Origin of the sequence: Variovorax sp. PBS-H4, from assembly GCF_901827205.1 — a bacterium.
In the GTDB taxonomy this organism is placed as follows: domain Bacteria; phylum Pseudomonadota; class Gammaproteobacteria; order Burkholderiales; family Burkholderiaceae_C; genus Variovorax.
Genome location: NZ_LR594675.1, coordinates 92,418 through 106,059 on the forward strand (window position 1 = coordinate 92,418; position 13,642 = coordinate 106,059).

The 13,642-nt window shown below is 67.5% G+C and carries 11 protein-coding genes; 4 read left to right on the forward strand and 7 right to left on the reverse strand.

What is annotated here, in order from left to right:
• Positions 1-18: 18 nt before the first annotated feature.
• From E5CHR_RS00440 to E5CHR_RS00470, 7 genes are all read right to left on the reverse strand, one after another.
• The gene (locus E5CHR_RS00440; RefSeq protein WP_162577861.1) at positions 19-975 is read right to left on the reverse strand and encodes a branched-chain amino acid ABC transporter permease; all 957 of its coding nucleotides are present in this window, start codon (positions 973-975) and stop codon (positions 19-21) included.
• A gap of 1 nt (position 976) precedes the next feature.
• Positions 977-1,849 (reverse strand): branched-chain amino acid ABC transporter permease, encoded by an 873-nt coding sequence (locus E5CHR_RS00445; protein WP_162577862.1) that lies wholly within the window; start codon positions 1,847-1,849, stop codon positions 977-979.
• Between the two features lie 32 nt (positions 1,850-1,881).
• Positions 1,882-3,051, reverse strand: a complete 1,170-nt coding sequence (locus tag E5CHR_RS00450) for an ABC transporter substrate-binding protein (protein WP_162577863.1) — start codon at positions 3,049-3,051, stop codon at positions 1,882-1,884.
• Positions 3,048-3,851: an alpha/beta fold hydrolase gene (locus tag E5CHR_RS00455; protein ID WP_162577864.1), complete on the reverse strand. Its 804-nt coding sequence runs from the start codon at positions 3,849-3,851 to the stop codon at positions 3,048-3,050. The genes E5CHR_RS00450 and E5CHR_RS00455 overlap by 4 nt, the downstream gene beginning before the upstream one ends.
• A 79-nt stretch (positions 3,852-3,930) precedes the next feature.
• Positions 3,931-5,478 carry a benzoate-CoA ligase family protein gene (locus tag E5CHR_RS00460; protein WP_162577865.1) on the reverse strand — a complete coding sequence of 516 codons (1,548 nt, stop codon included), beginning with the start codon at positions 5,476-5,478 and terminating at the stop codon, positions 3,931-3,933.
• A 31-nt stretch (positions 5,479-5,509) separates the two neighbouring features.
• Positions 5,510-7,072 carry a 3,4-dehydroadipyl-CoA semialdehyde dehydrogenase gene (locus tag E5CHR_RS00465; RefSeq protein WP_162577866.1) on the reverse strand — a complete coding sequence of 521 codons (1,563 nt, stop codon included), beginning with the start codon at positions 7,070-7,072 and terminating at the stop codon, positions 5,510-5,512.
• Positions 7,073-7,191: 119 nt separating this feature from the next.
• Entirely contained in the window at positions 7,192-7,656 is a 465-nt protein-coding gene (locus E5CHR_RS00470; RefSeq protein WP_162577867.1) for a 4-hydroxylaminobenzoate lyase, read from the reverse strand.
• A gap of 171 nt (positions 7,657-7,827) precedes the next feature.
• Between E5CHR_RS00470 and E5CHR_RS00475 the strand changes: the two genes are divergently transcribed.
• The 4 genes from E5CHR_RS00475 (at position 7,828) to boxA (ending at position 13,640) form a co-directional block, all read left to right on the forward strand.
• The gene (locus tag E5CHR_RS00475) at positions 7,828-8,754 is read left to right on the forward strand and encodes a helix-turn-helix transcriptional regulator (protein ID WP_162577868.1); all 927 of its coding nucleotides are present in this window, start codon (positions 7,828-7,830) and stop codon (positions 8,752-8,754) included.
• Between the two features lie 147 nt (positions 8,755-8,901).
• Positions 8,902-10,572 carry a 2,3-epoxybenzoyl-CoA dihydrolase gene (boxC, locus tag E5CHR_RS00480; RefSeq protein ID WP_162577869.1) on the forward strand — a complete coding sequence of 557 codons (1,671 nt, stop codon included), beginning with the start codon at positions 8,902-8,904 and terminating at the stop codon, positions 10,570-10,572.
• A gap of 169 nt (positions 10,573-10,741) precedes the next feature.
• Complete coding sequence (boxB, locus tag E5CHR_RS00485) at positions 10,742-12,169, forward strand: benzoyl-CoA 2,3-epoxidase subunit BoxB (RefSeq protein WP_162577870.1); 1,428 nt, start codon at positions 10,742-10,744, stop codon at positions 12,167-12,169.
• Positions 12,170-12,356: 187 nt separating this feature from the next.
• Entirely contained in the window at positions 12,357-13,640 is a 1,284-nt protein-coding gene (boxA, locus tag E5CHR_RS00490; protein WP_162577871.1) for a benzoyl-CoA 2,3-epoxidase subunit BoxA, read from the forward strand.
• Positions 13,641-13,642: the final 2 nt, after the last annotated feature.

Below are 13,642 nucleotides of genomic sequence, written 5' to 3' on the forward strand. Positions count from 1 at the left end.
TCGGAGCGGCCGTGCGACTCATGCCGCAGCCTCCTTCTTCGGCATCACGCGCACGCGCAGCCCGACGATGCCCTTGGGCAGCAGTGCGACGAAGGCGATGATGGCCAGGCCCAGCGTCAACTGCCAGTGGTCGGCGAGCGGGCCGACGATGGCATGTGTGGACAGCAGCTCCTTCAGCAGCGTGAAGGCCACCGCGCCGATCACGGCGCCGCGCAGGTGGCCGAGGCCGCCCAGGATGATCATCAGCAGCACCTCGCCCGAGTTGTGCCAGGCCAGCAGCTCGGGGTTGACCACGCCATCGCGCGACGCCACGAGAAAGCCCGCCAGCCCGGCAAGCGCACCCGCAATCACGAAGGCCGCAAGCTTGTACCCGTACACCGGAAAACCCGCCGCGCGCATGCGCTGCTCGTTGACGCGAATGCCGGCCAGCGCGGCGCCGAAGCGCGATCGGCGGATCAGCGCCAGCAGGCCGTAGGTGAAGACCAGCGCACCGAGCACGAAGTAGAACTGCACCTTGCTGTTCTCCATGTCCAGCGCACCCAGCGCCGGGCGGATGTACATGTAGATGCCGTCGCTGCCGCCACCCAATGCGGTGTCGTGGAAGACGAAGAAGGCCATCTGCGCGAAGGCCAGCGTGACCATGATGAAGTACACGCCGCGGGTGCGCAGGCTCAAGGCGCCGGTCACCAGCGCATAGCCGGCCGCGCAGCCCATGGCGAGCGGCAGCAGCATGGCGATCGATCCGCCTTCCTTGCCCGAGCCGAGCACGGTGGCATAGGCGCCGATGCCGTAGAAGGCCGCATGGCCCAGGCTCACCAGCCCGGTCATGCCGACGAGCAGTTCGAGGCTCAGCGCGAAGATCGCGAGGATCATCACCTTGACCACCAGGTCACCAAGATAAGGGCCGAGGAAAGGACCGAGCGCCGCGAGCGCGATGGCACACAGGAGCGGCAGGTAGTGCGAAAAGTTTTTCATGTCAGGTCTTGCGCCCCATCAAACCTTCAGGGCGCCAGATCAGGATGATCGCCATCAGCACGTACACGCCGATGCCGCTCAGTTCGGCGAAGAACACCTTGCCGAAGGTATCGACGAAGCCCACCAGCAGCGACGCGACCAGCGCACCGGTGATGGAGCCGATGCCGCCGATCACCACCACGACGAAGCAGATGATCAGCACGCTCGCACCCATGTTCGGATACACCGACGACATGGGCGCCGCGATCATTCCCGCCAACGCGGCCAGCGCCACGCCGGCCGCGAAGACGATGCGGTAGAGCCGGCGAATGTCGATGCCCAGCCCACGCACCATGTCGCGGTTGCTGGCACCGGCGCGAATCATCATGCCCAGCCGCGTGCGGTTGACCACGTAGTACAGCCCGATCGCGAGCACGATGCAGGCGGCCGATGCAAAGAGCCGGTACCACGGGTAGCTCATGAGGTCGCCGAGCGCGAAGCTGCCGCTCAGCCAGGGCGGCACGGGCACGCCGTGCACGTCGTTGCCCACGAGGATCGAACGCAGCTCCTCGAAGACGAGGATCAGGCCGTAGGTCATCAGCACCTGCTGCAAATGATCGCGCTGGTAGAGGTAGCTGAAGAAGGCCCACTCCAGCAGGTAGCCGAAGAGCGCGGTCAGCACCACGCCCGCCAGCAGCATCAGGATGAACTGGTCACCGAAGAGCGGCGCGAGCGCGAACGCCATGTACGCGCCGACCATGTAGAAACTGCCGTGGGCCAGGTTGATCACGCCCATGATGCCGAAGATCAGCGTCAGTCCGGAGGCCACCAGGAACAACAGAAGCCCGTACTGAACCGAGTTCAGGCATTGGACGAGAAAGGTACCGAAGTCCACGACAGGTCATCACTTTCAGGGTTGCAGTCCGATCACATCTTGCAGCCGCGTGCCGGGTCGGCGAGACCCTTCACGGCGACGTTGACGACCTTGTTCTCCTTGCCGTCGACCTTGCGCAGGTAGACGTCCTGCACCGGGTTGTGCGACTTGCCGACGGTGAAGGTGCCGCGCGGGCTGTCGATCTTCGCCTTCTCGATGGCGCTTGCGAACTCGGCCTTCTTGGTGATGTCGCCCTTGGTTGCGTTCAGGCCGATGGCCAGCATCTGCGCGGCGTCGTAGCCCTGCACCGCGTACACGTCGGGCTGCAGCTTGAACATCTTGGCGTAGTCGGTGCGGAACTTGTTGTCGCGCGGGGTGTTGAGGCCGTCGGCATAGTGCAGCGTGGTGAGCATGCCTTGGGCCGCGTCGCCCTGCGCATCGAGCGTGCCGTCGGTCAGGAAGCCGGGGCCGTAGAGCGGGATGGTCTTGTTGAGGCCCGCCGCCGCATAGTCCTTGACGAACTTCACCGCGCCGCCGCCGGCGAAGAAGGAATACACCGCGTCGGGCTTGGCCGCCGCGATCTCGGTCAGCAGTGCCTGGAACTCGACGTTGGGGAAGGGAACGGTCAGCTGCTTGAGCACCTTGCCGCCGCCCTTCTCGAAGCCTTCCTTGAAGCCGGCCACCGACTCGTCGCCGGCCGCGTATTTCCAGGTGATGGTCATCGCGGTCTTCTTGCCCTGCTTGGCCGCGACCTCGCCCATCGCGTAGGCGGGCTGCCAGTTCGAGAACGAGCTGCGGAAGATGTTCTGCGCGCACATCGGGCCGGTCACGGCATCGGCGCCGGCATTGGGCACGATGAGCACGGTGCCGCTTTCCTTGGCGGCCTTGGCCATCGCCATCGCGACGCCGGAGTGCACGGTGCCGACGATGACATCGACGTTGTCGCGCTTGATGAGCTTGTTGACGTTGTCGGTGGCCTTGGCCGGGTCGGACTCGTCGTCGACCTTGATGTATTCGATCTCGCGGCCGCCGAGCTTGCCGCCGTGCTCCTCGACATTGAGCCTGAAGCCGTTCTCGATGGCCGTGCCGAGCGCGGCGTAGGTGCCGCTGAAGGGCAGCATCAGGCCGACCTTGAGCTTGCCCTGCTGGGCGTGGCCCAGCGTGGCGATGCAGGCCAGCGCGAGGGCGGTGAGCGTGCTGCGTGCTGTGGTGCGGGTGGTCATGGAGATCTCCTGTCGTCGTTGATGAATGAAACGGTCGCAACTATCGCCTTTTCGGGCTGGTCGCGATGCGGGGAATGCCCGCAGTCGGGGAGTTCCACCAGTGCGGTGCCAGGCACGCGCTCGGCGATGCCGCGGATCTGCGCGAGTGTGCCGTACTCGTCGTCGATGCCCTGGATGGCGAGAACGGGGCAGCGGATGGAGTCGAGCTCGGCCTCGATGTTCCATTGCCTGAAGGGCGGATGCAGCCAAATGCGGTTCCAGCCCCAGAAGGCCGAGTCGACGTCGTCGTGGTAGCGGCCCAGCTTCTTCGGCAGGTCGGTCCCGAGGTAGGCCAGCCGGGCCTGCTCGATGTTGGCCACGGTGACGTCCTCGACGAAGATGTGCGGCGCCAGCACCACCAGGCCGGCCACGCGCTCCGGGAACCGCGCCGCGTACAGCAGCGAGATCGACGCGCCGTCGCTGTGGCCGAAGAGCCAGGGCTTCTCCTGCAAGCCGATGGCGTCGAAGAAGGCCGGCAGCACCTCGTGGGCCTGGCGGTGCATGAAGTCGACGTCCCAGGTCTCCTCCGGCCCGCGCGGCGTCGAGCGCCCGTAGCCGGGGCGCGAGAACACCAGGCCGCGGAAGCCGCCTGCGTCGCACAGGCGTTGGGGAAAGTCCTTCCACATCGCGATCGAGCCGAGGCCTTCGTGCAGGAAGACGAGGAGCGGGGCGTCGGTGCGCTCCGGGGCGATGCGCAGGTATTCGACGCGCACATCTTTCCCCCGCCAGCGGATGGCGGCGAATTCGGAGCCCGTGCTCACGGTTTCGCCGCCGGGCCGCCCCAAGGCGAAAGGCGCCCCCTCGGGGGGCAGAGAGGACACGAAGTGCCGAACGTGGGGGTCATGATCTCTCCCGCTCGCGCAGCCGGAAGCGCTGGATCTTGCCGGTGGCCGTCTTCGGCAGCTCCTCCACGAACTCGATGAAGCGCGGGTATTTGTACGGTGCGAGGCGCTCCTTCACGAAGGCCTTGAGTTCCTCGTCCGTCACGTGCTGGCCCGCCTTGCGCACCACGTAGGCCTTGGTCTTGGTCAGCCCGTCGGCGTCTTCCTTGCCGATCACCGCGGCCTCGAGCACGGCGGGGTGCTGCATCAGCGTGGCCTCGACCTCGAAGGGCGAGACGTAGATGCCGCTGACCTTGAGCATGTCGTCGCTGCGGCCCGCATAGGTGTAGTAGCCGTCGGCGTCGCGCGAGTACTTGTCGCCGCTCTTGGTCCAGCCTTCGCGGAAAGTCTCGGCGCTTTTCTCGGGGTTGCCCCAGTACATCACCGCCGTGCTCGGCCCCTTGATGTAGAGGTCGCCCACCTCGCCGACGCCGACGGGCTTGCCGTCCTCGCCGCGCAGCTCGATCTCGTAGCCCTCGACCGGGCGGCCCGTGGTGCCGTAGCGGATGTCGCCGGGCCGGTTGGAGATGAAGATGTGCAGCATCTCGGTGGAGCCGATGCCGTCGATGATCTCGCAGCCGAAGTGCTGCTTGAAGCGCTGCGCCAGCTCGCCCGGCAGCGCCTCGCCGGCCGAGGAGCACATGCGCAGCGACACCTGCTCGCGCGCCGGCAGGCTGGGGGAAGCGAGCATGCCGGCGAAGCCGGTCGGGGCGCCGAAGAAGACGGTGGGCTTGTGCTCGGAGGTCCAGCGCTTGAAGGTCGCATCGGGCGTCGGCCGCTCCGCCATCAGCAGCACGGTCGCGCCCACCGACAGCGGGAAGGTCAGCCCGTTGCCCAGCCCGTAGGCAAAGTAGAGCTTGGCCGCAGAGAAGCAGACGTCGTCTTCGGTCAGTCCCAGCACCGGCTTGCCGTAGAGCTCGGCCGTCCACCACGGGTTGCCGTGCGTATGCACCGTGCCCTTGGGCTTGCCGGTGGAGCCGGAGGAGTAGAGCCAGAAGGCATGGTCCTGCGGCGTAGTCGCGGCAGGCTCCGCCAGCGGTTCGTGCGCGGCGAGCGCCGCCTCGAATTCCTGCGCGCCCTCGGGCACCGCGCCGGCAGGCTGCGACACGAACAGTGCCTTGAGCGCATGCGAGCCCTTGCGTTGCGCATCCTGCAGCACCGGCAGCAGCGCGCCCGACACCAGCGCGGCCTTGGCGTCGCTGTTGGCCAGCATGTAGGCGTAGTCGTCAGAAGTCAGCAGCGTGTTGACGGCCACGGGCACGATGCCGGCATAGAGGCTGCCGAGAAAGCTCACCGGCCAGTCGCTGCTGTCGTGCATCAGCAGCAGCACGCGGTCTGCAGGCTTCACGCCCGCGGCGAGCAGCGCAGCGGCAAGCCGGCGCGCGCGCTCTTCCAGCTGGCCGTAGGGCAGGGCGCCGCGGTCGTCGACGTACGCGATCTTCTGCGCGCGGCCGCGGTTGAGGGCGAACAGGTGTTCGGCGAAATTGAATCGGGCGGGCAGGCTCATCGTGTTCTCTCCTCAAGTCCTGTGTTCTGGATCAAGCCTGGGGTTGCAAGCCCAACTGCGCCAGCACGCCGGGGCTGGCCTGGATGGCGGCGCGGCGGTGATAGAAGTCGAGCGCGCGCAGCCCGCCCAGCTCGGCGCCGCCGCCCGCGCGGCCCGGACCGCCGTGCATCGAATGCGGCATCACGTTGCCATGGCCGGTGTGGGCCTGCGCCACGTCCGGCGTGATCACATGCACGCGGCCGTGGCTGGCGGCCAGCTGCACCGCGGCCTGGCCCAGCGTGGCTTCGTCGGCGCCATAGAGCGAGGTCACCAGCGAACCGTGGCCGCGATGCGCGAGCGCGACCGCGTGGTCGAGGTCGCGATAGGGCAGCAAGGTGGCGACCGGGCCGAAGACCTCCACGTCGTGCACCTGCTGCGCTGCATCGGCATCGCGCGCGCCCAGCAGCACCGGGCCGATGCAGGCCGCCACCGCGGGATCGGCATCGACCAGTGGCGCCTGGCTGCCGTCGTACAACACGCCGGCCTGGGCCTTGAGGGCGTCCAGGCCCTCGCGCACCGCGTTCAGCTGCGCGCGGCTCACCAGCGAGCCCATGCGCACGGACTCGTTGCGGGGATTGCCGACGGTGATTCCGGCGAGCTTCGCGCCGATCGCCTCGGCCGCTGCGTCGTACAAGGCCTGAGGCACCAGCACGCGGCGGATCGCGGTGCATTTCTGGCCCGCCTTGACCGTCATCTCGCGCACCACCTCGCGCACCAGCAGCTTGAAGGCCTCGCTGTCGGGCGCGGCGTCGGGCAGCAGCAGGGCGGAGTTGAGGCTGTCGGCCTCGATGTTCACGCGCACGGAGCGCTGCGCCACCGCGGGATGCGACCGGATCACCGCGCCGGTATCGGCCGAGCCGGTGAAGGAGACCAGGTCGAAGCCCTGCAGCTGGTCCATCAGCCCCGCCGAACTGCCGCAGACGATCGACAGCGCGCCGGCCGGCAGCACGCCGGCCTCGACCACGTCGCGCACCATGCGCTGGGTGAGCCAGGCGGTGGCCGTGGCGGGCTTCACGATCACCGGCACGCCGGAGAGCAGCGCGGGTGCCGCCTTCTCCCACAGGCCCCACGACGGAAAGTTGAAGGCGTTGATGAAGAGGGCGACGCCGCGCGTCGGCACCTGCAGGTGCTGCGACTGGAACACGGGCTCCTTGCCCAGCTTGACCGCGTCGCCGTCGCGCAGCGCATGCACGTCGCCCAGTGCATCGCCCCACTTGGCGTACTGGCCGACCGTGAAGATCGCGCCGTCGATGTCCACGGCGGAATCGTTCTTCACCGTGCCGGCGTTGGCGGTGGCGATCTCGTAATAGGCATCGCGGTTGGCCTGCAGCACCTTCACGACCGCGGCCAGCAGGCCGGCGCGCTGCCGGTACGTCAGCGCACGCAGGGCCGCGCCGCCGGTTTCACGCGCGAAGCCGAAGGCCTCTGCCAGGTCCAGCCCGCCCGCGTCGACGCGAACCAGCTCGGTGCCCAGCACCGGATCGAAGAGCGGCGTTCCGGCGCCGTTGCCCGCCTGCCAGCGGCCGGCGACATAGTTGGAAAGAAGTTCGGGCATGTCATTGACTCCGGTATTCATTCGGGGAACACCGCGGAGCCGGCTTTGCCGGGCCGCTGGTGTTGCCCCCGGTGAGGGGGTGGGCGGCTACACGAAGTGAGCCAACCTGGGGGAGAGCGTCATTTATTGAATTGAATTTGTCCCTCGGGCAGGAGATAGAGCACGAGGGCGCGTCCCTGAGCGACGGTCGGGTGATGCGCAGATCCCGGCGGGTAGACGCACCAGCCCGCCGTCCGGCCGTCGAAGGTCGCGTCGCCTTCCAGCGGCATGATGAGGTCGACCTCGCCGTTCGGATGCGTGTGGTGCGGCCCCTCGATGTCCTTCATGTCCACCACATCGACCGAGAAGCGGTGCAGCTCGTCGGCCGCCTTGAACACGCGGCCGTACTTGATGCCGCCCCCCTCGCGGTCGCACAGCCAGCCTTCGGCAACGCCGTCGATGCAGGCCTGCTTCAGCTGCTCGTAGCTCTCGCTGCCCACGCCATGCACGGTGTTGAGCCAGCGGTCGAGCTCGGCATCGAGCGGCCGGCCGGCGATTTGCGAGGTCACGTCGGCGACGATCTGGTGGAAGCTTTCCTTGGACATCGTGGTGGGCTCATTCAGGGTGGGAAGGAAAACGAAACTTGCGGCAAACGGCTGCGTGCAGTATCTTGCCTGTGCATGAACCATAAGCACTGACCCCGTAGGTGTCAAGCAATATAGTGCATCTTTGGTGTTTACCCGAATACGACCGGACCGCGCAGCGGAAGGAACGACATGAATGACCGAGCCGAGGCGGTGCTGAGCGCATCCGCCGATGCGGCCCCGCAAGCCGAGGAAGCGAAGAACCCGCTGTTGGTGGCCTTGGGGGAACGCGTACGCAACCTGCGTGCGCGCCGGGGCCTCACGCGCAAGGCGGTGGCGCAGGCAGCCGAGGTGTCGGAGCGCCACCTGGCCAATCTCGAATACGGCATCGGCAATGCCTCCATCCTGGTGCTGCAGCAAGTGGCGACCGCGCTGCATTGCTCGCTGGCAGAGCTGGTGGGCGACGTGACGACCAGCTCGCCCGAATGGCTGCTCATCCGCGAGCTGCTGGAGCGCCGCGGCGAGGCCGACCTGCGGCGCGCCCGCATCGCCCTGGGCGAACTGCTGGGCACCGCGGCCGGCGACCCCGCCCGCCATCGCCGCATCGCGCTGGTCGGTCTGCGCGGTGCGGGCAAATCGACCCTCGGCCAGATGCTCGCGGACGATCTCGACGTGCCCTTCATCGAGCTGAGCCGCGAGATCGAGAAGCTCGCCGGCTGCAGCGTGCGCGAGATCCACGACCTCTACGGCACCAACGCCTACCGCCGCTACGAGCGCCGGGCGCTGGAAGAGGCGATCCAGATCTACAGCGAGGTGGTGATCGCCACGCCCGGCGGCATCGTCTCCGACCCCGCCACCTTCAACGAGCTGCTGTCGCACTGCACCACCGTCTGGCTCCAGGCTGCGCCCGAGGAGCACATGGGCCGCGTCGCCGCGCAGGGCGACACGCGCCCGATGGCGGCCAGCAAGGAAGCCATGGACGACCTGCGCCGCATCCTCGCCGGCCGGGCGGCCTTCTATTCCAAGGCCGACCTCAGCGTGGACACCGGCGGGCAGGACCTGGCGCAGAGTTTCCATGCCCTGCGCACGACGGTGCGGGAGGCGATGAGCCGGGGCTGAAAGGCCAGGGCGCCGGCGTAATCGGACTACTTTGTAAAAAAGTCGCCAGCAACTTGACTCGCCTGCAAACATGCATGATGATGCATGTCGCGCTGACCGCTAACTGCACTATTGTTCATTGACCCCAGGCACCCAGGAGACCGCGACATGACCGAGACCGCTGCCCACCCCGCCCACGTCGACTACCGCACCGACCCGACCCAATACCGCCACTGGAAGCTCAGCGTCGAGGGCTCCGTGGCCCGCCTGTCGCTGGACATCGCGGAAGACGGCGGCATCCGCCCCGGCTACAAACTCAAGCTCAACAGCTACGACCTGGGCGTGGACATCGAGCTGCACGACGCGCTCAACCGCGTGCGCTTCGAACATCCGCAAGTGCGCTCGGTCATCGTCACCAGCGCCAAGGACCGCATCTTCTGCTCCGGCGCCAACATCTTCATGCTGGGTGTCTCCAGCCACGCCTGGAAGGTGAACTTCTGCAAGTTCACCAACGAGACGCGCAACGGCATCGAAGACTCGTCGAAGCACTCGGGCCTCAAGTTCATCGCCGCCGTCAACGGCGCCTGCGCGGGCGGCGGCTACGAGCTGGCGCTGGCCTGCGACGAGATCGTGCTGGTGGACGACCGCTCCTCTTCCGTCTCGCTGCCCGAGGTGCCGCTGCTGGGCGTGCTGCCCGGCACCGGCGGCCTGACCCGCGTCACCGACAAGCGCCACGTGCGCCATGACCTGGCCGACATCTTCTGCACCAGCGTCGAAGGCGTGCGCGGGCAGCGTGCGGTCGAATGGCGCCTGGTCGATGCCATCGCCAAGCCCGCGCAGTTCGGCGCCGCCGTGCAGGAACGCGCCGCCAAGCTGGCCGAGGCCAGCGAGCGCCCGGCCGACGCCAAGGGCGTGACCCTGACCCGCATCGAGCGCGAGGACGGCCCCGACAGCATCCGTTATGAGTTCGTCACGGTCGAGATCGACCGCGCCCGCCGCACCGCCACCTTGACCGTCAAGGCACCGAGCGGCGCGCAGCCCACCGACATCGCCGCCATCGAGGCCGCGGGCGCCGCCTGGTGGCCGCTCGCGATGGCCCGCCAGCTCGACGACGCCATCCTCAACCTGCGCACCAACGAGCTCGACATCGGCACCTGGCTGCTCAAGACCGAGGGCGATGCCCAGGCCGTGCTCGCCAGCGACCAGACCCTGCTCGGGAACAAGGACCACTGGCTGGTTCGCGAGACCATCGGTGCGCTGCGCCGCACACTGGCGCGCCTGGACGTCTCCTCGCGCAGCCTGTTCGCGCTGATCGAGTCCGGCTCATGCTTCGCAGGCACGTTGGCAGAGCTGGCCTTTGCCGCCGACCGCGCCTACATGCTGGCCCTGCCCGACGCGTCCGAGCAGGCACCCAAGCTGGTGCTGGACGAGTTCAACTTCGGCTTCTTCCCGATGGTGAATGACCAGAGCCGCCTGCAGCGCCGCTTCTATGAAGAGACCGCGCCGCTCGAGGCCGCCCGCGCTGCCGCCGGCAAGCCGCTCGATGCCGACGAAGCGCTCAAGCTCGGCCTGGTCACCGCCGCGCCCGACGACATCGACTGGGACGACGAGATCCGCATCGCCATCGAGGAGCGCGCCGCCATGTCGCCCGATGCGCTCACCGGGCTCGAGGCCAACCTGCGCTTCGCCAGCCAGGAAAACATGCTGACCCGCATCTTCGGCCGGCTCACCGCCTGGCAGAACTGGATCTTCAACCGCCCGAACGCCGTCGGCGAGAAGGGCGCGCTGAAGGTCTACGGCACCGGCGAGAAAGCCGGCTTCGACCTCAACCGCGTGTGACCAAGACCACCCCCAGGTTGGCCCACTTCGTGTGGCCGCCCACCCCCTCGCCGGGGGCAACACCAGCGGCCCGGGAAAGCCGGTTCCGCGGTGTTCCCCGAACAGGCTGCGCTTCGCTCGCCACGGAAGGCGATTCCAGGTTCCCGACCCCATCCGACAAAGGACTGTCATGAGCACGATCAACTACAGCGAGAAGATCCCCAACAACGTCAACCTCGGCGAAGACCGCACGCTGCAGCGCGCGCTCGAAGGCTGGCAGCCCAACTTCATCAACTGGTGGGACGACGTCGGCCCGGACGACTCCACGAACTACGAGGTCTACCTGCGCACGGCCGTCAGCGTCGACCCGCAAGGGTGGGCCCAGTTCGGCCACGTGAAGATGCGCGACTACCGTTGGGGCATCTTCCTGAATCCCGGCGACGCCAACCGCGAGATCCACTTCGGCGACCACAAGGGCGAGAAGGCCTGGCAGGACGTGCCCGGCGAGCACCGCGCCAACCTGCGCCGCATCATCGTCACGCAGGGCGACACCGAGCCCGCATCGGTCGAGCAGCAGCGCCATCTCGGCCTGACCTGCCCGAGCCAGTACGACCTGCGCAACCTGTTCCAGGTCAACGTCGAGGAAGGCCGCCACCTGTGGGCCATGGTCTACCTGCTGCACAAGTATTTCGGCCGCGACGGACGCGAAGAGGCCGAGGCGCTGCTGCAACGCGAGTCCGGCGACCAGGACAACCCGCGCATCCTCGGCGCCTTCAACGAGAAGACGCCGGACTGGCTGGCCTTCTTCATGTTCACCTACTTCACCGACCGTGACGGCAAGTTCCAGCTGTCGGCGCTGGCCGAGAGCGCCTTCGACCCGCTGGCGCGCACCACGAAGTTCATGCTGACCGAGGAAGCGCACCACATGTTCGTGGGCGAAAGCGGCGTCTCGCGCGTGCTCGCACGCACGGCGCAGGTGATGAACGAGCTCAAGACCGACGACCCGCAGAAGGTGCGCGCGGCCGGCGCCATCGACCTGGGCACCATCCAGCGCTATTTGAACTTCCACTACAGCGTCACCATCGACCTGTTCGGCGCCGACCAGTCGAGCAATGCCGCCATCTTCTACAGCTCGGGCCTCAAGGGCCGCTACGAAGAAGGCAAGCGCACCGACGACCACGTGCTCAAGGGCCAGACCTACAAGGTGCTCGAGGTCCAGAACGGCCACCTGGTCGAGAAGGACGTGCCCATGCTGAACGCGCTCAACGAAGTGCTGCGCGACGACTTCATCAAGGACTCGGTGGCCGGCGTGAGCCGCTGGAACAAGGTGCTGGAGAAGGCCGGCATCCCGACCCGCCTGACGGTTCCGCACAAGGCTTTCAACCGCCAGATCGGCGCGCTGGCCGGCATCAAGATGTCGCCCGATGGCCGCGTGGTGAACGAGGCCGAGTGGGCCGCGAAGAAGAGCGAGTGGCTGCCCACGCCCGAAGACTTCGCTTTCGTGGCATCGTTGATGGGCCGCGTGGTCGACCCCGGCAAGTTCGCGGGCTGGATCGCGCCGCCGGTGATGGGCATCAACCGCCAGCCGGTGGATTTCGAATACGTCCGCTTCGCTTGATTGTTGCTCGCCCCCAGGTTGCCCGGCACTTCGTGTCCGGGCGCCCACCCCCTACCGGGGGCAACACCAGCGGGCCGGCGAAGCCGGTTCCGCGGTGTTTCACGAAGGGGCCGGCGCTTTGCGCGGCCGCGGGGCGGTACAAAGGCCTTGAACGGTGATGACCGCTTGGGCGGAAAGGAGATAAAACATGGACACGGCCACCATCCAAATCGGCGTCATCAAGCAGCACCTGATCGATCCCGAGATCTGCATCCGCTGCAACACCTGCGAGGCCACGTGCCCCGTGAACGCCATCACGCACGACGACCGCAACTACGTGGTGCGTGCCGATGTCTGCAACGGCTGCATGGCCTGCATCTCGCCGTGCCCGACGGGCTCGATCGACAACTGGCGCACCATGCCGGTGGCGCGCGCCTACTCGATCGAGGAGCAGCTCACGTGGGACGAGCTGCCCGCCGAGCTCACGCCCGAGCAGTTGGAAGCCGAGGGCATCGCCTCGTCCGACGAGGTGGTGCTCCAGCCGCAGCCCGCGGCCGCGCCGCAGCCGCCCTCCGGACCCGGCGAGGTGGCTTTCAATTCTGCGCAGTACGGTGCCACCGTGCCGCCCTGGTCGGCCGCGCACGCCTACACCAACCTGTTCCCGCCGAAGAGCCCGACCACTGCCACGGTGGTCGGCAACTTCAACTGCACCGAGGCCGGCTACGAGAACCAGACGCATCACATCGTGCTCGACTTCGGCGCCATGCCTTTCCCGGTGCTGGAGGGGCAGTCGATCGCCATCATCCCGCCGGGCACCGACGCCAACGGCAAGCCGCATTTCGCGCGCCAGTACTCCATCGCGAGCCCGCGCAATGGCGAGCGGCCCGGCTACAACAACGTCTCGCTGACCGTGAAGCGGGTGCTGCAGGACCACCAGGGCAACCCGGTGCGCGGCGTCTGCAGCAACTACGTGTGCGACCTCAAGGTGGGCGACAAGGTGCAGGTCATCGGGCCCTTCGGCACGTCCTTCCTGATGCCCAACCATCCGAAGTCGCACATCGTGATGATCTGCACCGGCACCGGCAGCGCCCCCATGCGCGCGATGACCGAATGGCGCCGCCGCCTGCGCAAGAGCGGGAAGTTCGAGGGCGGCAAGCTGCTGCTCTTCTTCGGCGCGCGCACGCAGCAGGAGCTGCCCTACTTCGGCCCGCTGCAAACCTTGCCGAAGGACTTCATCGACATCAACTTCGCTTTCTCGCGCACGCCTGCCCAGCCCAAGCGCTACGTGCAGGACGCGATGCGCGAGCGCGCCGCCGACCTGGCCGCGCTGCTGAAGGACGGGCAGACCCACTTCTATGTCTGCGGCCTCAAGAGCATGGAAGAGGGAGTGGTGCTCGCGCTGCGCGACGTGGCGGTCGAGGCAGGGCTGGACTGGGACACCATCGGCGCCGCGCTCAAGCGCGAAGGCCGCCTGCACCTCGAGACCTACTAAGC

Coding starts and splice junctions, on each gene's coding strand:
- E5CHR_RS00440 (WP_162577861.1), bottom strand. CDS start 975: ATGAAAAACTTTTCGCACTACCTGCCGCTCCTGTGTGCCATCGCGCTC.
- E5CHR_RS00450 (WP_162577863.1), bottom strand. CDS start 3,051: ATGACCACCCGCACCACAGCACGCAGCACGCTCACCGCCCTCGCGCTG.
- E5CHR_RS00460 (WP_162577865.1), bottom strand. CDS start 5,478: ATGAGCCTGCCCGCCCGATTCAATTTCGCCGAACACCTGTTCGCCCTC.
- E5CHR_RS00465 (WP_162577866.1), bottom strand. CDS start 7,072: ATGCCCGAACTTCTTTCCAACTATGTCGCCGGCCGCTGGCAGGCGGGC.
- E5CHR_RS00470 (WP_162577867.1), bottom strand. CDS start 7,656: ATGTCCAAGGAAAGCTTCCACCAGATCGTCGCCGACGTGACCTCGCAA.
- E5CHR_RS00475 (WP_162577868.1), top strand. CDS start 7,828: ATGAATGACCGAGCCGAGGCGGTGCTGAGCGCATCCGCCGATGCGGCC.
- boxC (WP_162577869.1), top strand. CDS start 8,902: ATGACCGAGACCGCTGCCCACCCCGCCCACGTCGACTACCGCACCGAC.
- boxB (WP_162577870.1), top strand. CDS start 10,742: ATGAGCACGATCAACTACAGCGAGAAGATCCCCAACAACGTCAACCTC.
- boxA (WP_162577871.1), top strand. CDS start 12,357: ATGGACACGGCCACCATCCAAATCGGCGTCATCAAGCAGCACCTGATC.